Origin of the sequence: Streptomyces sp. NPDC051664, assembly GCF_044453545.1 — a bacterium.
In the GTDB taxonomy this organism is placed as follows: domain Bacteria; phylum Actinomycetota; class Actinomycetes; order Streptomycetales; family Streptomycetaceae; genus Streptomyces.
The window spans coordinates 220,860-245,849 of sequence record NZ_JBITCU010000009.1 but is presented as its reverse complement, the minus strand read 5'-3'; the positions used below and the strand labels follow the sequence as shown (position 1 = coordinate 245,849).

Genomic DNA, 24,990 nt, shown 5'->3' with positions numbered 1-24,990 from the left:
ATGACGGTTCCGTACCGCTTATCACTTTCACGGCTGCGATATTCGTCCGTATGCCGACTTTCCGTCCCCGCACGGCCGCGGCCATGCTCGCCGCATTGATCACCACGGCCACCGTGTGCTCGGGCGACGCCAGGGCCCGCAGCTTTCCGTTCGGGCCGCACAGCCGGAGCGTCAATGATCTCGGCAATCAGTTCGTGCCGTTCCACACCCGGCTCTGGGACCTGCTGCACGGGCGCGGCGACGGCGACCTGTTCCTGAACTGGTCGTCCGGGTACGGCACCAGCTTCCTGCCGGATCTCGGTACCTACCTGACCAGCCCGTTCGCGCTGCTCGTCGGGGTCTTCCCCCGGGACCGCATCGACCTCGCGGTGTACGTGGTCACCGTGGTGAAGATGGCATCCGCTGCGGCAGCGATGGCATTCCTGCTGCTGACACTGCGGGGCGGGCGCTGGTGGGTGGCCGGGGTGCTCGGCAGCTCGTACGCGTTGTGCGGCTGGTCGGTCGCCGAGGCGTCGTACAACCCGATGTGGCTGGACGGTCTGATCGCCCTGCCGCTGCTCTGTCTGGTCGGTGAGTGGGCCCGGACGGGGCGCCACCGCATGGTGGCTCCGCTGCTCGTCGCGGTGGTCTGGGTCGCCAACTTCTATACGGCGTACATGGCGACCCTGGGGGCCGCCCTGGTGCTGGTGGTACGTCTGCTGACGGAGGGTGAGAAAGGGGCCGGTAGGGCGAAGGCTGCGATACGGGGGCTGGCGCGGGCAGCCGGGAGCGTGCTGCTGGGGATCGGGCTCGCGGCGCCCGTCCTGATTCCCGTCTACCTGGGCACGAAACACGCCTACCCCGGCTGGGACCAGACGTTCCGGCCCGCTGCCTGGTCCGATGTGCTCGCCCGGCTGTTCCCCGGTACGTACGGCTTCTTCACCCCCGCCCTCTTCCTGAGCGCCGTCGCACTGCTCCCGGCCTGCGCACTCGTCTTCCAGCGGGGTGTGCCGCGGCGCGAACGGTGGGCGTGGGCGGGGCTGGTGGCGGGGGTCGGGCTGTCGCTGCAGTGGGGGCCGACCCACCTCCTCTGGCACGCGTTCGCGACGCCCAACGGCAGTCCGTACCGGCAGACGTTCGTGCTCGCCGGTCTGGTGGTGATCGCTGCCTGGATCTCGGTCTCGTACGGACGGCCCGGGCCCCGGGCCCTGCTCGGCGGAGGCGCCGTGCTGGCGCTGATCGCGGCCGGGGCGGCCTTCAGCGACCTGGCCACGCACCGGTCGTACCTGCTGTTCGCGGCCGGGCTGGTGGCAACGGCCGCCGCGCTCGCCCTGCCCGCCCGGGGCCGTCGGGCGGGTCTCGCCGCCGTGCTGCTGACCGGTGCGCTGGTGGGGCAGGCCGCGGCGACCACTGCGTTCGCCGACCGGCAGCGCCTGGCCCAGCTCGATCACTACGCGCCCTGGGGCGAGCGGCAGCGCGTACAGGCCGACGCGGTGGCCCGCGCGGACGGCTGGCCGCGCTACCGCACCGACCCCGGTGGGGAGCGGACCACCGCCAACGATCCGCTGCTCGTGGGCGGTGAGGGCGCCGCGTACTACAGCAGCCATACCCCGGCCGTGCTGACCCGCACGCTCGCCGCCCTCGGCGCCGGCTGGACGTCCCACGGCCGGGCCGTGCAGAGCATGGACAACCCCGTGACCGACGCGATCTTCTCGGTCGGTGCTCGGGTCCACGGGCCGCGTGACCCGCACCAGCGGTGGAACACACCGGACGACCGGCCGGTGACGGTGGTCCGGCAGCAGGTGCCGCCGCTGGTGACGGTGCGGCAACCGGGCGCGGCGCCGTCCTTCGGCCCGTCGCCGTTCCGGAACCAGGAGGCGCTGCTCGGTTCACGGGTCTATAACGTGCCACGGACGGCACTCCGGACGGTGAGCGGTGCTCCGGTCGAGGATCAGGGCGACCGCACCCAGCGGGTGGGGCGCGGTACGTACCGGCTGACCGCCCGCTGTGCGGCGGACAGCGAGGTGTATCTGTGGACACCCGGAGTGTTCGGCTCGGCGCGGGTGAGCGATCGGCCGGGCGCGGCCCAGGAGACCGAGCTCCGGGGCCTGTTGCCGGCCCGCCGCGCGGCGATGGAACCACTTGGACGGATCGTGGGCGCCGACGGGCAGGTCGTGGTCACGCTGCGGTCCGTCCGCGCGGGCACCGTGCCGCGCGAGGCCCTCGGCTGTCTGGACCGGGACCGGCTGGCCGCGGCCGTGACCGGGCTGCGGCGCACAGGAGCGACGTCGGTCCGTGTCACCGATGACGGCGTCCGGGCCGAACTGCCGCCCGGAAGCCGCGGAACCGTCGTGCTCGCCGCGCCCCGGATCGCGGGCTGGAGCTGCGAGGGGCGGCCCGCCGACTCGTATCTGGGACTGGTCGCGGTGCCGGTCCCCGCCCACGCGTCCTCCGTGGACTGCACGTTCCGGCCGCCCGGGCTGCGGGCCGGTTCGACGGTCGGAGCGGGCGCGCTGCTCGTGCTGGCCGGGGCGGCGGTGTGGGGTGCGCTGGTGCGACGACGCGGCGGGCGGCAGGACTTTGTGCTGGCGGGACCGGACCGAGCGAGCCCGTCCCGTCACGCCGTCGGCGCCGGACCGGCCCGCCGCGTCCGGTCCGCTCAGCCGCCGCGGACCTGCATCTGACGGTCGAGCTGGCGGCGCAGCTCCACCGGCAGCGGGTGGTGCGGCCCGTACATCCGCTCGGTGTCGTACAGCAGTGCCTGGAGCTGCCCGCGCGCCGCCGCATGGTCGCCGACCGCGAGCAGCAGATACCCGATGCGCTGACGGATCTCGAAGGAACGGGCCGGGTCGTTGCCCGTCGCGTACTGGTTCTCGTAGTACGGCAGGACCGCGCGGTACTCCGCGAGCGCGGCGGCCGGTTCGCCCAGCTGCTCCAGGCACTGCGCCGCGTCGTAGCGGTACTGCAGCGTCTGGGTGTCGGCCGGGCCGGCCTCCGCCACGCGGTCGTCGGCGAGGCGGCGCAGTTCGGGCAGGGCGCGACGGTACTGCCCGTCGTCCATGAGCGTCGCCGCGTACTGCTTGCGCAGGATGCGGACCACCGGCGAACCCTCACCGTGCTGTTCGGCCGCGGCCGGGAGGATGCCACCGAGGATGTCCACGGCCTGGGTGATCCTGCCCTGCCCGAGCAGCTGCTTCACCTCGTCGACGGCGGCCGCGACATCCGGTTTGGCGGCCACCGGCGCCGGCTGCGCGGCGGGCGGAGTCGTGACCAGGTCGGGCCACGGGGCGTGCGGTCGCAGAAAGGGGCGGGTCGGGTCGAGCGGGCCGGACGGCAGCCCCGTGGAGCGGGACGGGAGGAGCGGGGTGAGGTGTTCGTACACCTCCTGGGCGCTCGCCGGACGGTGCTGCGGGTCCTTGGCGAGCAGCCGCAGCACGAGCGCTTCGAGGGGCTCGGGGATCTCGGGCCGGATCTGCCGGACCGGGAGCGGCGGCTCGTAGAGGTGACGGTGCAGCACACCGAGGGCGGTGGATCCGGCGAACGGCACGTCCCCGCTGAGCAGTTCGTGGAGCAGCACCCCGAGCGCGTAGAGGTCGGTGTACGGGCCGACGGCGCCGCCCATCGCCTGCTCGGGCGCCATGTAGGCCGGGGAACCGATCGGCGTTCCGGTGTGGGTGAGCCGGGTGGTGTCGTTGTCCAGGACGGAGGCGACGCCAAGGTCGAGGACGGTGATCGTGCCGTCCGGGCGCACCATCAGATTGCGGGGCTTGAGGTCGCGGTGGACGATCGGCACGGCGTGCACGGCGGAGAGCGCGGCACAGAGCTGGGCGGCCACGGCGACTGACCACTGCCAGGGATACGGGTCGTGCTCGGCGAGATGGTCGGCGAGGTCGGAGCCCTCGACGTACTGCATGACGAGGAACAGGTCGTCGCCGTCATTGCCCGCGTCATGGACGGTGACCAGGCCCGGATGGTCCACCTGGGCGGTGACCCGGCACTCGCGCACGAACCGGCGCCGCAGCTCGTCGGCGGCACCGCTGCCGCCGGGACCGGCGACCCGGTCGGGCCGGAGCAGCTTCACCGCGACCCTGCGGTCCAGGCGTTGGTCGTACGCCGTCCAGACCTGGCCCATGCCGCCCTGGCCCAGGATGGTCGCCAGCTCGTACCGCCCGGCGATGACGCGTCCGTTCAACGGTCCTCCTCCTTACGGAGGTAGTCGCTCAGCTCGTCGAGCTCGGCGCGGACCTGGTCGATGCGGTGGGGCGGGGTGGGCGCGGGCTGGGGTTGCGAGCTCTGGGGATGCGCGGGCTGGTACCGGGGCGGCTGATGCTGCTGGTACTGCTGCGGCTGGTGCTGCTGCGACTGAGCGGGCCGCGGCTGCTGTAGGGGGACGGTCGTGTACCCGTAGCCCGGCACCGGCGGCAGGTACCCGCCGGCGAAAGGCTGCTTCGCGAGCTGCTCGTAGTGGCGGATGTCCGCGACCACGTAGTACACGGGGGCGCCCAGCATCGCCAGGAGCAGCATCGGTATGAGAACGAAGTCGATGCCGTTGGCGTCGGCATTGCTGCCGTCCCTGCCGATGATCGGCACGAGGACACAGATGAACACGAAGCCGGCCCCGGTCAGCCACCAGTCGAACGTCCTGCGGCGCACGATCGCGAGGCGCAGCAGCGGAGCCCACAGCAGCAGACCGATCGAGCCCACCGAGAGCACCACGAACAGCACGCGCATCGAGACGACCCAGGCCTGGCTGGGCAGCCGACGCGGCGGCATAGGCGTCGGCTGCGGCGGATGACCCGGGCCGTACATGGCTGCTCCTGGTACCTGGTCGGGGAAGTGCTGAACGCACCTGTCAGCGCGCGCAGATCTGGCAGACCTGAGCGTAAAGGGCGACACCGACAACGGTCCCGGGGTTGTACGGAACCGTTGTGGTTCAGCTCACTTCGGCGTGACCGTACCGTCCGTCAGCCCGTCGTACATCCCCTGGACCAGCTGTCCGCCGAGCCGGCCGGTCAGCCGGAGCGCGTCCTCGAACGCGGCGAGGGCGCGGAACTGCGCCCCGTACCGCTGCTGTTCGGCGAGTGGCATGCGCGGCAGCTGGAGGCGGCGGGCGTCGAGCCGGGTCGCGGTCGACGCGTAACTGCTGGCCTGCCGATTGTTGGCGGTGCCGCGCAGGAAACCGGCGAGGAACCACGGGTCGAGGGCGGCCGGATCGGGGCGCAGCAGCTGAAGGTTGCGGCCGAGTGCGGCGCCCGCGGTGGCCTCGTCGATCACCCGGGCGACGGTGCCGCCACCGAGTACGGGGACGACGACGTCACCGGGCTCGACGAGGACCGGCTCCTCGGGCGGCCCGTCGGTGCTCGCGGGGGTGGCGGGAAGTGTTCCGGAGGGGGCGGTGGAGCCCAGGACGTCGTATTCCATGAGGACGGGCCCTCGTCCGGTGCCGGAGCCGCCGGTGCGGAGCTGGAGTGCGCCGGCACGGGCGAGTTCACCGACGGTGGTGAGAGGCCAGCGGGCCGGGTCGGAGAGGTCCGCGAGCGGCGGGGTGAGAGTGGCCGTCAGCCGCAGCGTCTCGGCCAGCCGGTCCCGTACGCGGGTGAGTTCGGCGGGCCCGCCACCGGCCGTCGGCGGGGGCAGATGGCGGGCGGGGGCCAGGTCCACGTCGTCGTCGAGGAGTTCGATGACGGGGACGACCCGGCTGGCACCCGGCCGGTCCTGGCCGGTTCGGCCGAGGGGGGTGTCCGACTCGGGACCGGTCCGCTCCGCCCGGTCGAACGGCTCCCAGGCGCCCAGCACGGCGCTGCGTACCGCCTGCCAGTCGAGCCGGTCGCGTCCGCCCGGCGCGGGGGCGGCAGCCGTCGCCGCAGCCGGTTCGGCGGGCTCGGCAGTGTCTACGAGCAGCAGCTCGGGCGAGGGGCGGGCACCGGCGCCGGGCTTGCGCAGCACCCAGAGGTGGAGCGGGATGCCGTAGGGGGGTGCGGCGCCTGCCGGGAGGGCGACGACGGCACGAAGGGCGCCGCGGCGCAGCAGATCGGCACGGATCCGACGGCCGGAACGGCGCGACGCGGCGGCCGGGGGCATCAGCAGGACGGCGGTCCCGCCCTCGCGCAGATGGGCCAGGGCGTGCTGGACCCAGGCGAGTTCGGACTCCGTACGGGCGGGGAAGCCGTACTCCCAGCGGGGGTCGTAGGCGAGCTCGTCGTGCCCCCAGTTGCGCTCGTTGAACGGCGGGTGGCAGAGCACGGCGTCGACGGCGAGCTGCGGGAACGCGTCGGCGCGCAGGGTGTCGCCGGCCCGCACGGCGACCGTGCAGCTCTCGATGGCGGAGTTCAGGGCGAGTCGGAGCGCGGTCAGCGCAGCGAGGTCGGGGTCGGCATCCTGCGCGTACAGGGCGGTCGGACGGCTGAGGGCGCGCAGCAGGGCGCCGGTTCCCGTCGCCGGGTCGAGGACCGTACGGGCGGGCCGGCCACCTGTCTCCACGAGGGCGGCCATCAGCTCGGCGAGGCCCGGAGGGGTGAGGGTGAACTGGCGCGGGTTGGCGTCGAGCTGGCGGCCGAGGAGGAACTCGAAGGCCTGGCGGGCGCCGGTCCCGGCGGCGAGTTCGGCAGCGGCGCGCAGCAGGGGGACGGACGGAAGGAGTTCGTCGGCGGTGGGGGTGTGAACAGCGCGTACGCACCCACTCGTTCTTCCGCCTCCGCTTCCGTCGCCTGCTTCGGTGGCCGGACCGAAGCGTGCGGTGAGCAGGTCGTTCAGAGCGAGGTGCAGCACCTTGGCCATCCGCTCGTCCGACACGGCGGTGATCTCCAGCCAGGCGGTGGGCCTGTCCCGGACGAGCAGCAGGGCGCAGCCCGTGTGGACGAGGGCGGGGACGGCGCCTGCCGGGTGCCCGGCCAGCTGCTGCCAGACCCGTTCACGGAGCGGGACCTCGGCGAGCTTCCCCTGGTCGCGCAGCCACTGTTCGACTTCGGGCAGGGCGAAGGACGGGCTGGTCTCCGTGCCGCCGACCGGCTTGGGGAAGTCGGCGTGGCGGCGTCGCCAGTTGCTGACGGCGGCGCGGCCCACCCCTGCGAGCCGGGCGATTCCGGCCGCGGTCACCTCTGTCGAGTTCTCCGGCACTGACTGTCTCCCTGGTCCTGGGCGTCCTGGTCCTGATCCGTCCGCGCTGCCTGCCCTGTGTAGGCGAGCATACCGAGCCGTTCACATGACATCGATTCACACCGTGCATGAATCCGTTCCGCAGTAGCAGTGTTGACTCGGTTCACAAGCCCTGTTGTTATTGACCTGTCGCTACACCAGGCGGCGCAGCATTCCGCTCACCACTCATCCCTGCACTTGCCGGAGGGCACAGCCATGTCCCAGTTCACGCAGCCGCCGCAGTCCCCGCAGCCCCAGCAGCCGTACGCCCCGGCCCAGACGTCGGGCCTGCGCCCGGCCCGCAACGGCCTCGGCATCTCGGCGCTGATCCTCGGCATCATCGGCGCCGTCTCCGGCCTGATCCCGTTCCTCTTCTGGCTGGCGGGCATCCTCGGCGTCATCGCCCTGATCCTCGGCCTGGTCGGCCGGGGCCGGGTCAAGCGCGGCGAGGCCACCAACAAGGGCGCGACCACGTTCGGCGCCGTCCTCGGCCTGATCGCCCTGATCCTCTCCGTGGTCGGTGCGGTGATCACGTTCAAGGCGGTGGGCGACGCGGTGGACGAGCTCGACAGGGCGGTGTCGGACACCACGGCCACCGCCGCGCCGAAGGCCGGCGACACGGGCTCCGGGAAGAACAAGGGCAAGGGCTCCGGCGGCAACGAGAAGCCGGACGCCGGGAAGGCGCTGGAGGCCGGCGACTCGGCCGTCTACGACGACGATCTGACGGTCACGGTCGGCGACGCGACCTCGTACACCCCCGACTCGTTCGCCGCCGGCCACACGAAGGGCAACAAGGCGTACCGGATCGCCGTGGTCATCGAGAACGCGGGCAAGGAGAAGTTCGACTCGGCGCTCGTCAACGTCGAGGCGCGGGCCGGCAAGGACGGTGTGGACGCCGAGCAGATCTTCGACGGCAAGGTCGGCGAAGGCTTCAGCGGCACGGTCCTGCCGGGCAAGAAGGTCACCGTCCAGTTCGCCTTCGACGCCCCGGCGGACGCCAGGAACCTGACCGTCGAGGTCAACCCCGGCTTCACGTACGACGCCACCCAGTGGGACCTGAAGCTCTAGAGCGCCCAGCTCTTGACCACCCCGACGGGAGCCCGACCATGCGCCTCCTCGCCCGCATCGCCGCAACCGCTCTCCGCACCGCGCCAGCGACGCTCTGCGCCGTCACGGCCCTGGCTCTCACGGCCTGCAACCCGGTGTTCGCGCAGCAGCACGACACCGCGCCGTTCGCCCGGCTGACCGGACCCGAAGTCGCCGGCAAGGCCCTGGCGGCGACCCGGGCCGCCAAGTCGGTACGTATCACCGTGGGAACGAAGTCGCCCGACGGCACCTCGGTCGAGGCGTACGTGGCCACCGACATCAGGGGCGAGTGCACGGTGACGCTCTCCATGGGAGCGGCAGGCACGATGGACCTGGTCAGGACCGGCGGCACGGTCTACACCCAGTCCGACGAGGCGATGCTGCGGGCTGCGTCCGCGGGCCGGCCGCGCACCGACACGGACGCCGAGGTCAGGAAACTCACGGGCCGCTGGGTGAACGCGGACCACGCCGACAGGTTCACGGCGCAGACCCTGGGCTACTGCGACCGGAAGGGCTTCCTCGACCGCCTGGCGGAGAACAGCGATACCGCGCACAAGGGGAGGGCGACCACTGTCGGCACCACGCCCGCCCTGTCCCTCACCGGCCGGGCGGGCACGGGGACATGGCAGGCGGTGGTCGCCGCGGAGGGCAGGCCCCACCTCCTGAAGCTGCGCTTCAGCACCGGGACCCCGCTCACCGTCGAGTTCACAGATTTCGACAAACCGTTCACGGTAAAGAGACCGGCCGTCTGACACACGGACCCGCCTGTACACACACGTACAGGCGGGTCGTTCGTCTTCACACCCGGTGCCGCACCCACACATTGGGCTCCACATACACCGCGTATCCATGCGCCACCGAACAGTGCACCGGCACCAACGCCCCCGGAACCTCCACCGGACCGTCCTCGTCGAACGGCAGCCCGGTCCAGGACCGCCACCGCTCGAGGGAACCCGACACCGTCATGGACACCGGCGCCACCGCCTCGATCACACCGCCCGCCCGCACATGGACGCGCAGCCACGGGTCGTACGGAAGCCCGTCCTCCGCCCGGGTCCGGCGTGCGTACTCCTCCATCACGGCCGAGGCGTCCAGGTGCTTGGCACTCGGCCGCACCGGGGCGACGAGCTCCCGGAACCCGAGTCGCCCGGCGTTCTCCCGCATCGCGGCGACCATCCGCCCCGAGATCCCCTCACCCTGCCGCCCCTTGGCGACGGCGATCTCGATCGCGCCGACCGTGTCCGGCGTACGCCCACGCCGCAGGTCGGAGAAGGCCCACAGCAGCGACTGGTCCCAGCCGCCCTCGGGCAACTCCCCGCGCCCCGGAGCATGCAGCGCGAACGGCACGCTGTACGCCCGCGCGGCGACGCCACCGTCCGGGTCCGTCGCGACGAGCGCGTATTCCGGGAAATCGACGGCGAGCCTGGGGTAGTTGGCCCACCCCACGAGGTCCTCCAGGACGAACTCCGGCCAGGTCTCGGGCATCTCCTGCATGGGCCCGGCGAACTCGGGGCGCGCGGCGAGGGTGGTGATCTCCAGCTCCATCCACCACACGCTAGGCAGCGGGACTCCCGAAGCCAACCTGTTTGCCGATGCCCCGCTGCACGGCCGCGGCCGCGTGACCGTACGTACGCCCGGCACCGTCCGGCCCGTCGGCGCCGGACCCACCCGGAAGGACGGCTGCCGTCAGGGCCTCGTGCCTGTCCCCTGCTCAGCGGCCCGACGCCGTCAACCGCCGCACTGCGCCAGCATCGCCCGCTTGTCGGCGGTGGTCACCGGCAGCGCGTACTTCAGCGAGACCTGTGCGAACCGCACCGCGTACGAACAGCGGATCCGCTTGTACGGCGGCAGCCAGGAGGCCGGGCCGGAGTCACTCTTGGCGCTGTTGGCCGGGCCGTCGACCGGGATGAGGTTGAGCGGGTCGTTGGCGATCTGCTGGCGCTTGGCCTCGGGCCAGCGGGAGGCACCCATCTGCCAGTCGTACGAGAGCGGCATGACGTGGTCGATCTGGACCTTCGTGGCCAGCTGCTTGCTCCACTCGATGGTCGAGCCGGTGTACGGGTCCTTGAGGGTCATGGAGACGACGACGCAGTCCGACCCCGACCGGAGTTCGACATCCTTGCCGTCCCTGGCCAACAGGTCGTTGCGGGTGTCGCAGCCGTTGCGGGAGAGCGGGATGCCGTCGACCGAATCCTTCCAGGCGTAGCCGAACTTGTCCCGCTCGTAACCGGTCTTCGGCCCGCGGCCCTTCGTGCTCACCTTCTCGATGAGCTTCAAAGCGGCGGCCCGGTCCGCGTCGGAGGTGAGAGGGGCGAGGCCGGGCTTCGTACCGTCGGGGTTGCTCAGCGGGCCGGCGCCGAAGCCGGCCGCCGACTGCCCGCCGCCCGCCGATCCGCCGCCACCGGCGGTCACGTCATCGGGGTCACAGCCCGCCAGGGCCAGAACCGCCGCCGCGCCCAGCGCAGGCAGCATCACTCGGTACGCGTGGGGAGATATCACTCGAAGCCATCCTGACGGGGGAAGTCGAACCCGCGAATCCTACGGACGTCTTCCCCGCTGACGGACGTTCATGGCCGCGATACCCGAGGGATGCGGCCCGAATCACACTCCCCCTCGCCCGACACCTTCCTCCTCACACCTTCCCGATGCCGAGCGTCGTCTCGGACGGCAGCAGCCCGGACCCGATCGCCGCAACCCACAACGGCCCCAGCAGCTCCACGAGCCGCTCCCGCTCCCCCTCGCCGAGCACCCGCCAGGGTGCGGCCGCCTGTTCGTCGGTGCGCCGCTCGACTTCGGTGCGCAGCGCACGGCCCGCCTCCGTCGCCGCGCCGTCCTCCTCCAACAGCCCGCGCTTCACCAGCCGTCCACGGGCCGCGTTCCACTCCTCGCCGCTCCAGGCCCGGCTTTCGAACACCTCCGGGCGTGCGGCACCGATTCCGGCGAACGAGACCAGCGACTCGACCGGGTCGAGCCCCGCCTCGGCGAGCGCGGCGATGTGCCCGTCCCCGCGGTGCTCGCGCAGAACCGTCGCCGCGTGCCAGAGCGCCGGATGCGGTTCGTCCGGCCACGGCAGGGCGGCGTTGGCCTCGGCCAGCGGACGACCGGTCACATCCGCGGCCTCCGCGACGCGCCGGGCCAGCGCGGCGGCCTCGGTGATCTCCGGGCCGGCGGCCTGCTCCCCGAACAGCGCCCGGTACGCACGGTCGACCGCCTTCGTGCGGGCCGCGACCACCGCATCGGGAGAGGCGACGGACCAGGCGGCCGGAATGTGCTCCTGCACCATCTGCGGACTGAAGCTGTAGAAGGTTTCGGCGACCCGCTCCGCGTCGACCGCCCCCAACGGCGCCGCGCGCCAGGCGAAGTAGCTGGGCCAGCGCTCATCGGTGCGGTAGCCGAGCACGGCGGCCTCGTCGAACACCTCCGGCGCGTAATAGAGCACCGCGTGCAGAGGCTCCAGCAGGTGCCACATCTGACGTACGCGACCCAACTCCTCGGACATGTCTCCACCCTCCGGCCGATCCATTATCTTGTCGCTGACCAGTTCCAGAGAATCCTCGCTCCGCCTGAACTTGTCAACGACTAGATTCCGCGTAATGTGCTGACCATGAGCAGCGATCGCACCTACCACCACGGCGACCTGCGGCGGGCCGTCCTCACCGCCGCACTCGACGTCATCCGCACCGAGGGTCCTGGCGCCCTGAGCCTGCGCGACCTGGCCCGCCGGGCCGGCGTCTCCCACGCCGCCCCCGCCCACCACTTCAAGGACCGCACGGGCCTGCTCACCGCCATCGCCGCCGAGGGGTACGGGCTCTTCGCCGACGCCCTCGCCGACGCGCCGGACCTACGGGAGCGGGGCGTGCGGTACGTACGGTTCGCGACCGGCCACCCCGCGCACTTCCAGGTGATGTTCCAGCCGGAGCTCCACCACCCGGACGACCCGGAACTCCTCACGGCGAAGGCCCGCGCGGCACAGGCGCTGCGCGCAGGGGTCACCGGCCTCCCCGCCGAGGGACGCGGTGACGAGCCGCGGCTCGCCGGCGTAGCCGCCTGGTCCCTGGCCCACGGCTACGCCACCCTGCTCCTGAGCGGCAATCTGAACGACCCGCTGGGCGACCGGAACCCCGAGGAGGTGTTCCGGTCGCTCTCCGGGCTGTTGTTCAAGACCCCAGAATCGTCGTGAGGAACTCCCCGGTCCAGGCCAGCAGTTCGCGGCCGACGACCGGCTTGCCGCCGACCCTCCCGGTGGTCGGGCGCGGGACCAGGATCTGGTGCAGCGCCGGCTTGATCACCGTCTTCGGGTAGAGGCGCTTCAGGCGCAGTTCCTGCGACTCGCGCAGTTCCACCGGGGCGAACCGGATGTTCGGGCCCTGGAGCACGATGTCGCCGACGCCGCAGGCACGGGCCAGCATCCGCAGGCCCGCGACCAGCAGGAGGTTCTCGACCGGCTCCGGGAGCTTGCCGTAGCGGTCGGTGAGCTCCTCGCGGACCGCCTTGACGTCGTCCTCCGTGGTGGCGGACGCGATCGCGCGGTACGCCTGCAGACGCAGCCGCTCGCCCGGGGCGTAGTCGTGCGGGACGTGCGCGTCGACCGGCAGCTCGATCTTGACCTCCAGCGGCGGCTCCTCCTCGACGCCGCCTTCGAGCGAGGCCCGGTAGTCGGCGACGGCCTCGCCGACCATGCGTACGTACAGGTCGAAGCCGACGCCCGCGATGTGGCCGGACTGTTCGCCGCCCAGCAGGTTTCCGGCGCCGCGGATCTCCAGGTCCTTCATGGCCACGTACATGCCCGCACCCATCTCCGTGTGCTGGGCGATCGTGGCCAGGCGCTCGTGGGCCGTCTCGGTGAGCGGCTTCTCCGGCGGGTACAGGAAGTACGCGTAACCGCGCTCCCGGCCACGGCCGACGCGACCGCGCAGCTGGTGGAGTTGGGAGAGGCCGAAGTTGTCGCCGCGCTCCACGATCAGTGTGTTCGCGTTGGAGATGTCGATGCCGGACTCCACGATCGTCGTGGAGACCAGGACGTCGAACTTCCTCTCCCAGAAGTCGACGACGACCTGCTCAAGGGCCTGTTCCGACATCTGCCCGTGAGCGGTCGCGATCCGGGCCTCGGGGACGATCTCGCGGAGGCGGGCGGCCGCGCGGTCGATGGACTCGACACGGTTGTGGATGTAGAACGCCTGCCCCTCACGCAGCAGTTCACGACGGATGGCCGCGCCGATCTGCTTCTCCTCGTACGGACCGACGAAGGTCAGGACCGGGTGGCGCTCCTCGGGAGGCGTGGTGATCGTCGACATCTCGCGGATGCCGGTGACAGCCATCTCGAGCGTGCGGGGGATCGGCGTCGCGGACATGGTGAGGACGTCGACATTGGCCCGGAGCTTCTTCAGCTGCTCCTTGTGCTCGACGCCGAAGCGCTGCTCCTCGTCGACGACGACCAGCCCCAGGTCCTTGAACTTCGTCTCCGAGGAGAACAGCCGGTGTGTGCCGATGACCAGGTCGACGGAGCCCTCGCGCAGGCCCTGAAGGGTCGCCTTCGACTCGGAATCGGACTGGAAGCGGCTCAGCGCCCGCACGCTGACCGGGAATTGGGAGTAGCGCTCGGTGAACGTGCCGTAGTGCTGCTGGACCAGGAGCGTCGTGGGGACCAGAACGGCCACCTGCTTGCCGTCCTGCACCGCCTTGAACGCGGCGCGCACCGCGATCTCCGTCTTGCCGTACCCGACGTCGCCGCAGATCAGCCGGTCCATCGGGACCGACTTCTCCATGTCCTCCTTGACCTCGGCGATCGTGGTGAGCTGGTCCGGCGTCTCCGCGTACGGGAAGGCGTCCTCCAGTTCGCGCTGCCACGGGGTGTCGGGGCCGAAGACATGGCCGGGCGCCGCCATCCGCGCCGAGTACAGCTTGATGAGGTCGGCGGCGATCTCCTTGACGGCCTTCTTGGCGCGCGCCTTGGTCTTCGTCCAGTCGGCGCCGCCGAGCCGGTGCAGGGTGGGAGCCTCGCCACCGACGTACTTGGTGACCTGCTCCAGCTGGTCGGTCGGGATGTAGAGGCGGTCGCCGGGCTGGCCGCGCTTGGCGGGGGCGTACTCGACGAGGAGGTACTCGCGGGTGGCGCCCTGCACCGTGCGCTGCACCATCTCGATGTAGCGGCCCACACCGTGCTGCTCGTGGACGATGTAGTCGCCCGTCTCCAGCGTCAGCGGGTCGATGGTCTTGCGGCGGCGGGCCGGCATCCGGCCCAGGTCCTTGGTGGCGGTGCGCTGACCGGTCAGGTCCGTCTCGGTGAGGACGGCGAGCTTCAGCGCCGGGTCGACGAAGCCGTGGTCGATCGCACCGCACGAGACATGGACGACGGATGGCGAGATCTCCGCCAGGTCCGCGTCGAGGCGGGCCGGGATGCCTTCGCCGCCGAGCACCTCGACGGTACGGGCGGCGAGACCCTGGCCCTCGGTGACGTACACCGTGCGCCAGCCTTCGGCGAGCCAGCCCTTGGTGTCGGCGAGCGCCCGGGCGGTGTCGCCGCGGTACGACTCCGGGGCGTGCATCGTGAGCTTCAGCGTGTCTTCGTCGAGCTCGACGTCGGCGGCGAACGGGGAGACCGCCCACCACATCATGTTCAGCTCGCGGGCCCGGTCGCGGACGTCCGCGATGCCCCACAGGGAGGCGGCGTCGACATCGATCGGGGCCTCGCCGCCTCCGGCCGTCGCCGCCCAGGACGCCTGGAGGAACTCCTGGCTGGTGGCGACCAGGTCCGCGGCCCTGGTGCGGACCCGCTCAGGGTCGCAGACCAGCGCCATCGACCCCTTGGGCAGCACGTCGAGCAGCAGCTCCATGTCGTCGACGAGGACCGGGGCGAGGGACTCCATGCCCTCCACCGCGATCCCCTCGGCGATCTTGCCGAGCAGCTCGCCCAGCTCCGGGTGGCGTTCGGCGAGGGCGGCGGCCCGTTCGCGTACCTCGTCGGTGAGCAGCAGCTCACGGCAGGGCGGCGCCCACAGCCCGTGCTCGGCGATCTCCAGCGACCGCTGGTCGGCGATCTTGAAGTAGCGGATCTCCTCGACGTCGTCGCCCCAGAACTCCACCCGGAGGGGGTGCTCCTCGGTCGGCGGGAAAACGTCCAGAATGCCGCCACGGACGGCAAACTCACCGCGCTTCTCGACCAGTTCGACCCGGGAGTACGCCGCTGCCGCGAGCGCCTCGACGGTCTTGCCGAGATCGGCGCTCTGGCCGATGCGCAGCGCCACGGGCTCCAGGTCGCCGAGCCCCTTGACCTGCGGCTGCAGTACGGAACGCACCGGTGCGACGACGACGCTGACCGGGCCGGTCTCCGGGTCGTCGGCCCTCGGGTGCGCGAGCCGGCGCAGCACGGCGAGACGGCGGCCCACCGTGTCGGAGCGCGGTGAGAGCCGCTCGTGCGGCAGGGTCTCCCAGGACGGGAACTCGGCGATGCTGTCCGGGGGCAGCAGCGTCCGCAGGGCGGCGGCCAGATCCTCGGCCTCCCGTCCGGTCGCGGTGACGGCGAGCACCGTCCGCCCCGCCTCGCGGGCCAGTGCGGCCACGGCGAAGGGGCGGGCAGCGGCAGGGCCGACGAGGTCGACATGCATCCGGTGGCCGTCGGTGGCGGCCTTCACCGCTTCGGCGAGTGCCGGGTCACGTACGACGACATCCAGCAGACCGTGCAGGCTCATGAAGGGCTTCCGTCCGGGTTACGAGGGCGAGGTTCCGGCAGCCGGCTGCTGCCAGGGGGCAACGCGAAGGGCCCGACACGTATCACGGGCCGGGGGTTCCCAGCGTACGACTCCCCTGTGACACCCGCGCCCGCAATCCGGCTCGGCGGGCCGGATCCGGTCGCTCTCCCGCACAGACCGGCGACACGGGCCGGCGCCGTCCGACGGCACGTCGTACCCCGGCGGGCAGGGGCGCCGCACCGGGAACAGCGGCAACGCATCCGGCCCCGAGGTGTTTGGAGGAACACCTCGGGGCCGGAGCAGTCATCCTACGTGGATCTCCGCGGCCGCTATTCGGTGGCGATCGCGTTCAGCACGTTCATCCGGCCCGCCCGGAACGCCGGGACCAGTGCCGCGAACAGGCCGACGAAGGCCGAGCCGACGAAGACCGTGAGGATCGTCGGCCACGGGATCTCCAGCACGCCGAGGCCTTCCAGGGCCAGCAGCTTCTGTGCGGCCGTGCCCCAGCCCATGCCCAGGCCGAGGCCGAGCAGGGCACCGAAGAGGGCGATGACCACCGACTCCAGGCGGATCATGCGGCGCAGCTGGCGGCGGGAGAGGCCGATGGCACGCATCAGGCCGATCTCCCGGGTCCGCTCGACCACCGACAGGGCCAGGGTGTTCACCACACCGAGCACCGCGACGATGATCGCGAGCGCCAGCAGACCGTAGACGATGTTCAGCAGCTGGCCGATCTGGTCCTTCAGGTCCTGCTTGAAGTCGGCCTGGTTCTGCACGGTGTACTGCGGGTACGCGGCGAGGGCGTCCTTGAGGGCCCCGTACGCCTCCTTCTCCTTGCCGTCCTGCGCCTTGGCGAACATGATCATGTTCTTCGGCATCTTGTCGGCCGGGACGTACTTCTCGGCGGTCGTGATGTTGGTGTACATCGCGCCCTTGTCGACGTTGGTGTCGTCCGAGGTGATCGCGGCGACCTTCAGCTTCGCCGTCCCGCCGTCCTTGAACGCGACGGTGATCCGGTCGCCGACCTCGACCTTGTGCCGGGTGGCGTACGCGTCACCGACCGACATCGCGTCCTTGCCGTAGGCGTCGGCCAGGTTCCCGGAGACCGTCTCGCGGCGCAGGTCGTCCCGGTACGTCGGGTCCGCGGCGACGACACCCTCGTCCTCGACCGCGCCGTCGGGGGCGGTGAGCTTGGCACTGACCGACTTGTAGTTGGTGATGTGCTCGATACCCGGGACGGCCTCCAGTGCCTTCGCGGCCTGCGGCACGATCGGCTGGGGCGGGTTACCGCTCGGCTGGACGATGAAGTCCGCGCCGACCGACCTGTCGAGCTCCTCGGTCGCCGAGGCGACCATCGACGAGCCGACGACGGAGAGGCAGGCCACCAGCGCGAGGCCGATCATCAGGGCTGCTCCGGTCGCTCCGGTACGCCGCGGGTTGCGCAGCGCGTTGCGCTCCGCCATCCGCCCGACCGGGCCGAACATCCGCAGCACCACCGTGCTGAGCACCCGCACCACGAAGCCGGCCAGCAGCGGGCCGATCACGATGAAGCCGATCAGGGTGAAGACCACACCGACACCGAGGAAGAGCGATCCGTCGCTCGCCTTGTCGGCCTGCGCCGCGGTGTACAGGGCGGCGCCACCGGCGGCCGTGAGGACCAGACCGATCAGGGCCCGTACCCGGCCGGCGCGGCCGTCCGTCGGGGTGCCGGCGTCGCGCAGGGCGGCCATCGGGGAGATCTTCCCGGCCCGGCGGGCCGGGACGTACGCAGCGACGACGGTGACGATGACGCCGAGCGCCAGCCCGAGCACCGGAGTCGTCCAGGCGATCGTGAGGTCCTCGGTGGACAGGTTCATGCCCATGGAGGTCATGAGCTTCATCAGGCCGACGGCGACACCGATTCCGGCACCTACGCCGAGGACGGAGCCGACGAAGCCGAGGAACAGCGCCTCGACCAGCACGGACCGGTTGACCTGCCTGCGGCTGGAGCCGATGGCCCGCATCAGGCCGATCTCGCGGGTCCGCTGGGCCACGAGCATCGAGAAGGTGTTGACGATGAGGAAGATGCCGACGAGGAAGGCGATCCCGGCGAAGCCGAGCATCGCGTACTTCATCACGTCGAGGAAGGAGCCCATCGAGTCCTTGTTGGCGTCCGCGGCCTCCTGCTGGGTCCGGAGCTTGTACGCGGCACTGTCACCGAGGGCGGTGGCGACGTTCTTCTTCAACTGCGTGTCACTGACACCGGGTTCGGCGGTGACGGAGATGTGGGTGAAGACACCGGGCTTGCCGAGCAGCTTGGCCTGCGCGGTGGCGGTGTCGAGGTAGACGACGGCCGCACCGGGGTTGGTGACCTTGAAGGAGGCGATACCGCTGATCGTCGCCCTGATGTCGCCGGTGACGGCGATGGTGCGCAGCTCGTCACCGATCTTCAGGTGGTGCTTGTCCGCGGTGTCGGCGTCGACCATGACCTCGGTCGGTCCGCGCGGTGCGTGTCCGGAGGTGATCTCCATCGAACGCAGGTCGTTCTGCGTCCAGTTGCCCGCGATCGTCGGGGCGCCGGTCGAAGAGCCCATGTTCTTGTTGTGACTGTCGACGACGGTGACGGACATGCTGGTGACCGCGCCCTCGGCGGCCTTCACCCCGTCCGCCTTCCTGGTCTGCTCGACGGCTGCGGCGGGCAGCGAGACAGGCCTGCCGTTCTGCGGCATCTCGTCGGCGCCCTGCGCGTTCCTGGGGCTGACGGTGACGTCGGCCGAGGTCGCCGCGAACAGCTTGTCGAACGTGGTGTTCATCGTGTCGGTGAAGACGAGCGTGCCGCACACGAACGCCACCGACAGCAGGACCGCCACGGCGGAGAGCGCCATCCGTCCCTTGTGCGCAAAGAAGTTGCGCACCGAGGTCTTCCAGATGGTCATGACGTCCGCCCGCGCGCGTCGAAGTCCTTCATGCGGTCGAGGACCTGGTCGGCCGTCGGGTTGTGCATCTCGTCGACGATGCGACCGTCCGCGAGGTACAGCACCCGGTCCGCGTAGGAGGCGGCCACCGGGTCGTGGGTGACCATGACGATGGTCTGGTTCAGCTCGTCGACCGACTTGCGCAGGAAGGTCAGCACCTCGGCGCCGGCCCGCGAGTCCAGGTTCCCGGTGGGCTCGTCACCGAAGATGATCTCCGGGCGGGCGGCGAGCGCCCGGGCCACCGCGACGCGCTGCTGCTGACCGCCGGAGAGTTCGGTGGGGCGGTGCTTCAGCCGCTCGGCGAGACCGACCGTATCCACGACCTGCCGCAGCCAGTCGGCGTCGGGCTTGCGGCCCGCGATGTCCATCGGCAGCGTGATGTTCTCCAGCGCGTTGAGCGTCGGGAGCAGGTTGAACGCCTGGAAGATGAAACCGATCCGGTCCCGGCGGAGCTGGGTGAGCTTCTTGTCCTTGAGCTTCGTGATCTCGGTTTCGTCCAGGTGGATCTCGCCCGAGGTCACCGTGTCCAGACCGGCCAGGCAGTGCATCAGCGTCGACTTGCCGGAGCCGGACGGGCCCATGATCGCTGTGAACTGCCCGCGGGCGATGTCCACATCGACATGGTCGAGCGCGACGACCCGGGTCTCCCCCGCTCCGTACGCCTTGACGACCTGGCGCGCTCGCGCAGCGACGGCCGTACGCCCTCCAGTGCCCCCATGCCTGGGAATGGTTACAGCCGTTGTCACGGTAATTCTCCTATGTCGGTTGATACCTGGACGTCGTGGTGTACGTACTGAGTGCGTCGTCGCGTACTGAGTGCGTCGTTGTGTACGTACTGAGTCTGGGGCCTGACGGCGGTCGGCGCGCTGGTGCCCGGCGCAGTCTTCAGGTGGGGTTTTCCCCACCCCGCCCCCTGCGGTCAGCCGCAATTGCGGTGTAGGAACACGCTAAGGAACGGGAACCCTCCGCCACGTCCTCCGCCGGGAGGAACCACCCCTGGCCAGATGTAAGGAGCTACCCCTAGGGGTCTCGGCCCGTGGGTGGAGCCGGATCTCAGGGGGCTCCACCCACGGGCGGCCGTGGGCAGCCGTGACCGTTCCGGTGTCCTGGCACGGCAGTGGGTGAGACAGTGTCCCCGGGAAAGTACGTGCATAGGGAAGGGATCTTTGTGAGCAGCGCGGGCGGCGACACCGAAGCGATGTCCGGGTCCGGACCGGCCCCCGCACCCTCCCCTGCCGCACACCACGGCCGTGGCCGTGGCCGTGTCGTGGCCGCGCTGATGCTCGGCATGGCCCTGACCGCGATCGACGGCACCATCGTCTCCACCGCGGTCCCCCAGATCGTCGGCGATCTCGGCGGGTTCGCCGTATTCTCCTGGCTCTTCTCCGGCTATCTGCTGGCCGTGACGGTCACCCTCCCGGTCTACGGCAAGCTCTCCGACACCTTCGGCCGCAAGCCGGTCCTGATCGCCGGCATCATCCTCTTCCTCGCCGGATCGGTCCTCTGCGCCGCCGCCTGGAACATGGCCGCCCTGATCGCCTTCCGTGTCGTCCAGGGGCTCGGCGGCGGCGCGCTGCAGGGAACGGTGCAGACCATCGCCGCCGACCTCTACCCGCTCAAGGAACGCCCGAGGATCCAGGCCAGGCTGTCCACCGTCTGGGCCACGTCCGCCGTCGCGGGGCCGGTGGTCGGCGGCCTGCTGGCGACCTACGCCGACTGGCGCTGGATCTTCCTGATCAATCTGCCGATCGGGGCAGTCGCGCTCTGGCTGGTCGTACGCCACCTCCACGAACCGTCCCGAGCCCGCCGCGCCGCGGTCGCATCCCGGCTCCGCGTCGACTGGGCGGGCGCCCTCGCCGTCTTCGCTACCGGCGCCCTGCTGCTGACCGCACTCGTGCAGGGCGGTGTCGCCTGGCCCTGGCTGTCGGCGCCGTCGCTCGGCCTGCTGGGAGCGAGCGCCGTTCTGGCCGCGCTGACCGTCGTCATCGAGCGACGCGCCGCCGACCCGATCATCCCCGGCTGGGCGTGGCGGCGGCGGACCATCGCATCGGTCAATCTGGCCCTGGGCGCGATGGGGCTGCTGATGGTCGCCCCGACCGTCTTCCTGCCGACGTACGCCCAGTCGGTCCTCGGTCTCGGGCCGATCGCCGCCGGTTTCGTGCTCTCCGTGATGACGCTGAGCTGGCCGGTGTCGGCGGCCCTGTCCAACCGGGTCTACAACCGCATCGGGTTCCGCCGCACCGCGATCATCGGCATGAGCGGCGCCCTGTTGATCCTGCTGTCGTTCCCGCTGCTGCCGTATCCCGGCGAGCCGTGGCAGCCGGCCCTGATCATGCTGCTGCTGGGTGCGGCGCTGGGACTGTTCCAACTCCCGTTGATCGTGGGGGTCCAGTCGACGGTCGGCTGGTCCGAACGCGGCACGACGACCGCCTCCGTGCTCTTCTGCCGCCAGGTCGGCCAGAGTCTGGGCGCCGCACTCTTCGGGGCCGTCGCCAACGGCGTCCTCGCATCCCGGCTCGCCGACGCGCCCGTCCCCGGGCTGCCCGGCGACCTGGATGCGATCTCGCACGCACTGGACGACCCGGGTGCGCTCTCCGCCGCCGGGGCGGACTACCTGCGGCGGGCCGTCGACGCGGCCGTCGACCAGGTCTACCTCGGGGCCGCAGCGGCTGCGGCGGTGGCTCTGCTGGTACTGGTCTTCGTCGCGCCACGCCGTTTCCCGATCCTCGCGGAGGGTGCCGAGGAGGCCGGCGGCGATACCGGAAACCGAGTCCCGAAGGCCCCGGGAATTGCCACAGGACTGGACAACTGAAAGGTTACCGTAGGTAGTTCGGACCAACCCCTCCCCAGTCGCTTTACTCACGAGTAACGTACGCGCATCCGGCAGCGCACCCGCGCTTCTCCCTTGCAGCCCGTCCCCGGGCCCGAAGCCGTGCAAGGAGCAGCATCCAGATGTCGTACGAACCTGCACAACCCTCCCCTGAGCAACAGCCTCCCCGACCGCCGCACCGCCCCCCGTACCAACCCCGCCACCAACGGCCGCAGCCAACCCACCGGCCCCGGTACGAGCCTCCGCACGACCCCGCGTTCCTCCTCCCCTGGCAGAGCTCCGCACCCGCGCCCCCGCTCCGTTGGCCGAGCCCGCCCACCACGCCCGTCCCCGCACCCGGCCACCACAGCGATCTGCGCCGGCTGCGCGGCGCCTACCGCATCCTGCGGCGCGGCGCGACGCTCACCGCAATCGGCTTCTTCACGCTCTTCCTCCTGCTGTCCGGCTTCGCCCCGGGGCTGATGACCCGCCCCCTCGGCGGCGGCCTCACCACCGGCCTCGCACTCGGTCTGTGCCAACTCCCGGTGACCCTGCTCGCGATCGCCCTCTACGAGCTGACCGCCCGGCGCACGGTCGACCCGCTCGCCGCCGAACTCCGCAGAACAGGAGGGACCCGATGAACGGATTCGACGAGTCCGCCCAGACGATGTCCCTCGTGGCGTTCATCGCCGTGGCCACCGTCACCCTGCTGCTCTGTGTGATGACCGGCCCGGACCGCGACGACCTCGACGAGTTCTACACCGGCTACCGCTCGCTCTCCCCGGTGCGCAACGGCCTCGCCATCGCCGGCGACTACCTCTCCGCCGCAACCCTTCTCGGCACCACCGGAGTCATCGCCCTCACCGGCTACGACGGGCTCGTCCTCGCCCTGAGCACCGCACTCTCCCTGGTCCTGCTGATGTTCCTGCTGGCCGAACCGTTGCGCAACGCAGGCCGGTTCACCATGGGCGACATGCTCGCCCGCCGCGCCCCCGGCCGTACGGTCCGCATCGCCGCCTGTGGGGTCACCCTGACCGCGCTCGTTCCGATGATGGTCGTGCAGCTGGCAGGCAGTGGCGATCTGCTCGCGTTCATCCTCGGCTTCGACAGCTCCGGATTCCGTACCGGCTCGATCATCGTCCTCGGCATCGTGATGATCAGCTATGCGGCGATCGGCGGGATGAAGGGCACCGCCCTGATCCAGATCGTCAAGACGGTCGTCCTCGTGGCCGCCTGCCTGACCATCTCCGCACTGGTCATGAACCGCTTCGACTGGTCCACCGGCGCCCTGCTCGCAGCCGCCCGGCAGGGCAGCGGCGCCGGGGCGGCGTATCTCCGTTCCGGCCTGCAGTTCGGCGGCAGCGGGCTCGACATGGTCAGCTCCGAACTGACCGTGGTGCTCGGCGGCGCCTGTCTGCCGCACATCACCATGCGCATGTCGAGTGCCCGCAGCGCACAGGCCGTCCGCCGCTCGCTCTCCTGGGCGGTCTCGGTGGTCGTGGGCCTCTGCCTGCTGCTCACCGTGATCGGCTTCGGCGCGGCGGCACTGGTCGGCCATAACCTCATCGCGGCCGCCGGAGCGCAGGGAAACGGCTCCATCCTGCAGGTCAGTGGCGCGGTCGCGGGCAGCGGCGAGCTCGGTGCGCTGATTGTCACCACGATGACGACAGCCATCTTCCTGACGCTGCTCGCCTCGGTCGCCGGAATGATCCTGGCATGCGCGAACACTCTCGCCCACGACCTGTTCGCCCACGGGCTGCACGGCATCCGCGACCGGGACAAGGGGCCGGTCGAGGACCGCATCGAGATGGGCACGGCACAGGCAGCCGCGGTCGGTGTCGGTCTGGTCACCATCACGCTCGCCGTGCTGGCCCGGCACTGGAACGTCCAGGCGCTGGTGACGCTCTCCGTCTGCATCGGGGCGTCGGCGCTGGCCCCGGCGCTCGTCTACAGCATGTTCTGGCGGCGCTTCACCCGCACGGGGCTGCTGTGCACCCTCATCGGCGGCACCGTTGCCGTGCTGGTGCTGATCACCGGCACCAATCTGGTCTCGGGCTCGCCCGGGTCGGTCTTCCCCGGACGCGACTTCAACTGGTTCCCGTTCACCACGACCGGGCTCGTGTCGGTCCCGGTCGGCTTCCTGGCGGGCTGGCTGGGCACGGTGCTCGGCGGGCGCACGGCGGCCGAGGAACGCAGGCTGTACGAGGCCGAGGAGCCGTGGATCCTGGCGGGCGCACCCCCGGCAACGGCGCGCCGGGCGGGGTAGGTCCGGGCCGCACCCACTCAAGGGCACGGACCACGCACGCGCCCGGTCCTGCCGCGGCGCCCGGTCCTACGACGCCCGGTCCCGCGACGCTCAGCCCTCCGCCGTAGCCCCACGCCCGGTGAGCGCCGCGAGCGAGTTCCGTACATGCGCCATGTGTGCCTGGACCTCCTCGCGGCCCTCTTCGTGCTCCCGCAGGATCCGCTCCGTCTCCCGGACCACCCGCTCCTCGCGCACCCGCGCCGCCGCGATCAGTTCCGCGGCCCGCGCCTCCGCGTCCTCCTGGCCGTGCCGCGCGGCCTCCTCCTCCTCGGCCAGCGCCCGCCGCGCCTCGGCCAGGCGATTCTCCGCCTGCTCGGTCAGCGCATCGTGGTGCGCGGCCTGCGCCGCTTCGGCCTCGGCCAGCTCCTGCTCGGCCGCCTTCCACCGCTCGGTGTGCTCCTGCTCCTGGTTCGCCAGCACGGCCGCCGTGCGACGGCGCGTCTCGGCCACCGCGGCCTGTGCCTCGTCGCGCACCTCTCCGGCGTCCTCGAGAGCCGCGGCAAGCGTGTCGTCGGCGCTCCGCTGCGCCGTGGACACCGTCCCGTCGGCATGCGCCCCGGCGGCCGCCCGCATGGCGTCGGAGTCCGCCCGGGCCGTGCTGCGGAACGCGCGGGCCGCCGCGTCAGCCGCGTCCCGCAGCGCCTGGGCCTCCTCCAGCGCGGCACCGCGCACGTCCTCCGCCTCCGCCTCGGCGAGCGCCAGCATCTCCTGCGCCCGCTCGCCGAGCGAGACGTACGTCTGCGGGGCGAGCGTGGCAACGACCTCGGCAAGCCGGGCGGACTCGGCCTCCAGCTCCTCGGCCAGCGCGGTCAGCCGGGCCAGCAGCTCCCAGGCCTCGTCCCGTTCCGCCGACAGGGCGGTCACCGACCCGTCCACCTGCTCCGGGCGGTAGCCACGCCCGCGCATCACGACGAAGCCGTGCGCGGACACCGGTGCAGCACTCATCCTGAAGCCTTTCTCCGACTCTCCGACTCTCCGACCACCAAGCAATACGTCAAGGATGCGGCAATTGACAGAGAAGTCGGAATCGTTTCG

The 24,990-nt window shown here is 71.3% G+C and carries 17 protein-coding genes; 7 read left to right on the top strand and 10 right to left on the bottom strand.

The window, feature by feature from the left end; all coding sequences use genetic code 11:
• Positions 1-50 precede the first annotated feature (50 nt).
• Positions 51-2,663 (top strand): YfhO family protein, encoded by a 2,613-nt coding sequence (locus tag ACIA8E_RS19525; RefSeq protein WP_399299578.1) that lies wholly within the window; start codon positions 51-53, stop codon positions 2,661-2,663.
• Here ACIA8E_RS19525 and ACIA8E_RS19520 read toward each other — a convergent pair.
• From ACIA8E_RS19520 to ACIA8E_RS19510, 3 genes are all read right to left on the bottom strand, one after another.
• Positions 2,639-4,171, bottom strand: coding sequence for a protein kinase (locus ACIA8E_RS19520; protein WP_399299575.1), 1,533 nt, complete (start codon positions 4,169-4,171; stop codon positions 2,639-2,641). The genes ACIA8E_RS19525 and ACIA8E_RS19520 overlap by 25 nt on opposite strands.
• Positions 4,168-4,788, bottom strand: a complete 621-nt coding sequence (locus ACIA8E_RS19515) for a hypothetical protein (protein WP_399299572.1) — start codon at positions 4,786-4,788, stop codon at positions 4,168-4,170. Before ACIA8E_RS19515 ends, ACIA8E_RS19520 begins: the two co-directional genes overlap by 4 nt.
• A 129-nt stretch (positions 4,789-4,917) precedes the next feature.
• Positions 4,918-7,095, bottom strand: coding sequence for an N-6 DNA methylase (locus ACIA8E_RS19510; protein WP_399299569.1), 2,178 nt, complete (start codon positions 7,093-7,095; stop codon positions 4,918-4,920).
• Positions 7,096-7,329: 234 nt separating this feature from the next.
• Here ACIA8E_RS19510 and ACIA8E_RS19505 point away from each other — a divergent pair, with 234 nt between their 5' ends.
• Together ACIA8E_RS19505 and ACIA8E_RS19500 are read left to right on the top strand one after the other, a co-directional pair.
• The gene (locus tag ACIA8E_RS19505) at positions 7,330-8,181 is read left to right on the top strand and encodes a DUF4190 domain-containing protein (RefSeq protein WP_399299566.1); all 852 of its coding nucleotides are present in this window, start codon (positions 7,330-7,332) and stop codon (positions 8,179-8,181) included.
• A gap of 38 nt (positions 8,182-8,219) precedes the next feature.
• Positions 8,220-8,951, top strand: coding sequence for a hypothetical protein (locus tag ACIA8E_RS19500; RefSeq protein ID WP_399299563.1), 732 nt, complete (start codon positions 8,220-8,222; stop codon positions 8,949-8,951).
• A gap of 46 nt (positions 8,952-8,997) precedes the next feature.
• Here ACIA8E_RS19500 and ACIA8E_RS19495 read toward each other — a convergent pair whose 3' ends face one another.
• The 3 genes from ACIA8E_RS19495 to ACIA8E_RS19485 form a co-directional block, all read right to left on the bottom strand.
• Positions 8,998-9,744, bottom strand: coding sequence for an N-acetyltransferase (locus ACIA8E_RS19495; protein WP_399299560.1), 747 nt, complete (start codon positions 9,742-9,744; stop codon positions 8,998-9,000).
• Between the two features lie 183 nt (positions 9,745-9,927).
• On the bottom strand, positions 9,928-10,671 hold the full coding sequence (locus ACIA8E_RS19490; protein WP_399299729.1) for an HNH endonuclease family protein: 744 nt from the start codon (positions 10,669-10,671) through the stop codon (positions 9,928-9,930).
• Positions 10,672-10,831: 160 nt separating this feature from the next.
• A complete protein-coding gene (locus tag ACIA8E_RS19485) occupies positions 10,832-11,698 on the bottom strand; it encodes a hypothetical protein (RefSeq protein WP_399299557.1) in 867 nt (288 codons plus the stop codon).
• Positions 11,699-11,803: 105 nt separating this feature from the next.
• Here ACIA8E_RS19485 and ACIA8E_RS19480 point away from each other — a divergent pair, with 105 nt between their 5' ends.
• On the top strand, positions 11,804-12,379 hold the full coding sequence (locus ACIA8E_RS19480) for a TetR/AcrR family transcriptional regulator (RefSeq protein WP_399299555.1): 576 nt from the start codon (positions 11,804-11,806) through the stop codon (positions 12,377-12,379).
• Here ACIA8E_RS19480 and mfd read toward each other — a convergent pair.
• From mfd to ACIA8E_RS19465, 3 genes are all read right to left on the bottom strand, one after another.
• The gene (gene mfd, locus ACIA8E_RS19475) at positions 12,357-15,887 is read right to left on the bottom strand and encodes a transcription-repair coupling factor (protein WP_399299552.1); all 3,531 of its coding nucleotides are present in this window, start codon (positions 15,885-15,887) and stop codon (positions 12,357-12,359) included. The two genes, ACIA8E_RS19480 and mfd, sit on opposite strands and share 23 nt — an antisense overlap.
• 329 nt (positions 15,888-16,216) lie before the next feature.
• Positions 16,217-18,802 carry an ABC transporter permease gene (locus ACIA8E_RS19470; protein WP_399299551.1) on the bottom strand — a complete coding sequence of 862 codons (2,586 nt, stop codon included), beginning with the start codon at positions 18,800-18,802 and terminating at the stop codon, positions 16,217-16,219.
• Complete coding sequence (locus ACIA8E_RS19465; protein ID WP_313937674.1) at positions 18,799-19,587, bottom strand: ABC transporter ATP-binding protein; 789 nt, start codon at positions 19,585-19,587, stop codon at positions 18,799-18,801. The genes ACIA8E_RS19470 and ACIA8E_RS19465 overlap by 4 nt, the downstream gene beginning before the upstream one ends.
• A gap of 452 nt (positions 19,588-20,039) precedes the next feature.
• On the opposite strand from ACIA8E_RS19465, the gene ACIA8E_RS19460 reads away from it, so the two are divergent.
• The 3 genes from ACIA8E_RS19460 (at position 20,040) to ACIA8E_RS19450 (ending at position 23,916) form a co-directional block, all read left to right on the top strand.
• The gene (locus ACIA8E_RS19460) at positions 20,040-21,653 is read left to right on the top strand and encodes an MFS transporter (RefSeq protein WP_399299727.1); all 1,614 of its coding nucleotides are present in this window, start codon (positions 20,040-20,042) and stop codon (positions 21,651-21,653) included.
• Between the two features lie 140 nt (positions 21,654-21,793).
• A complete protein-coding gene (locus ACIA8E_RS19455) occupies positions 21,794-22,291 on the top strand; it encodes a DUF485 domain-containing protein (RefSeq protein ID WP_399299547.1) in 498 nt (165 codons plus the stop codon).
• Positions 22,288-23,916, top strand: a complete 1,629-nt coding sequence (locus ACIA8E_RS19450; RefSeq protein ID WP_399299543.1) for a cation acetate symporter — start codon at positions 22,288-22,290, stop codon at positions 23,914-23,916. The genes ACIA8E_RS19455 and ACIA8E_RS19450 overlap by 4 nt, the downstream gene beginning before the upstream one ends.
• Positions 23,917-24,006: 90 nt before the next feature.
• Here the strand turns inward: ACIA8E_RS19450 and ACIA8E_RS19445 are convergent, their stop codons facing one another.
• The gene (locus ACIA8E_RS19445; RefSeq protein ID WP_399299540.1) at positions 24,007-24,900 is read right to left on the bottom strand and encodes a cellulose-binding protein; all 894 of its coding nucleotides are present in this window, start codon (positions 24,898-24,900) and stop codon (positions 24,007-24,009) included.
• Positions 24,901-24,990 lie beyond the last annotated feature (90 nt).

Excerpts from the sequence above, each read along its gene's own strand:
- ACIA8E_RS19515 (WP_399299572.1), bottom strand. The coding sequence starts at position 4,788 with ATGTACGGCCCGGGTCATCCGCCGCAGCCGACGCCTATGCCGCCGCGT.
- mfd (WP_399299552.1), bottom strand. The coding sequence starts at position 15,887 with ATGAGCCTGCACGGTCTGCTGGATGTCGTCGTACGTGACCCGGCACTC.
- ACIA8E_RS19485 (WP_399299557.1), bottom strand. The coding sequence starts at position 11,698 with ATGTCCGAGGAGTTGGGTCGCGTACGTCAGATGTGGCACCTGCTGGAG.
- ACIA8E_RS19460 (WP_399299727.1), top strand. The coding sequence starts at position 20,040 with ATGTCCGGGTCCGGACCGGCCCCCGCACCCTCCCCTGCCGCACACCAC.
- ACIA8E_RS19500 (WP_399299563.1), top strand. The coding sequence starts at position 8,220 with ATGCGCCTCCTCGCCCGCATCGCCGCAACCGCTCTCCGCACCGCGCCA.
- ACIA8E_RS19495 (WP_399299560.1), bottom strand. The coding sequence starts at position 9,744 with ATGGAGCTGGAGATCACCACCCTCGCCGCGCGCCCCGAGTTCGCCGGG.
- ACIA8E_RS19470 (WP_399299551.1), bottom strand. The coding sequence starts at position 18,802 with ATGACCATCTGGAAGACCTCGGTGCGCAACTTCTTTGCGCACAAGGGA.
- ACIA8E_RS19525 (WP_399299578.1), top strand. The coding sequence starts at position 51 with ATGCCGACTTTCCGTCCCCGCACGGCCGCGGCCATGCTCGCCGCATTG.
- ACIA8E_RS19445 (WP_399299540.1), bottom strand. The coding sequence starts at position 24,900 with ATGAGTGCTGCACCGGTGTCCGCGCACGGCTTCGTCGTGATGCGCGGG.
- ACIA8E_RS19505 (WP_399299566.1), top strand. The coding sequence starts at position 7,330 with ATGTCCCAGTTCACGCAGCCGCCGCAGTCCCCGCAGCCCCAGCAGCCG.
- ACIA8E_RS19480 (WP_399299555.1), top strand. The coding sequence starts at position 11,804 with ATGAGCAGCGATCGCACCTACCACCACGGCGACCTGCGGCGGGCCGTC.
- ACIA8E_RS19455 (WP_399299547.1), top strand. The coding sequence starts at position 21,794 with ATGTCGTACGAACCTGCACAACCCTCCCCTGAGCAACAGCCTCCCCGA.
- ACIA8E_RS19490 (WP_399299729.1), bottom strand. The coding sequence starts at position 10,671 with ATGCTGCCTGCGCTGGGCGCGGCGGCGGTTCTGGCCCTGGCGGGCTGT.
- ACIA8E_RS19450 (WP_399299543.1), top strand. The coding sequence starts at position 22,288 with ATGAACGGATTCGACGAGTCCGCCCAGACGATGTCCCTCGTGGCGTTC.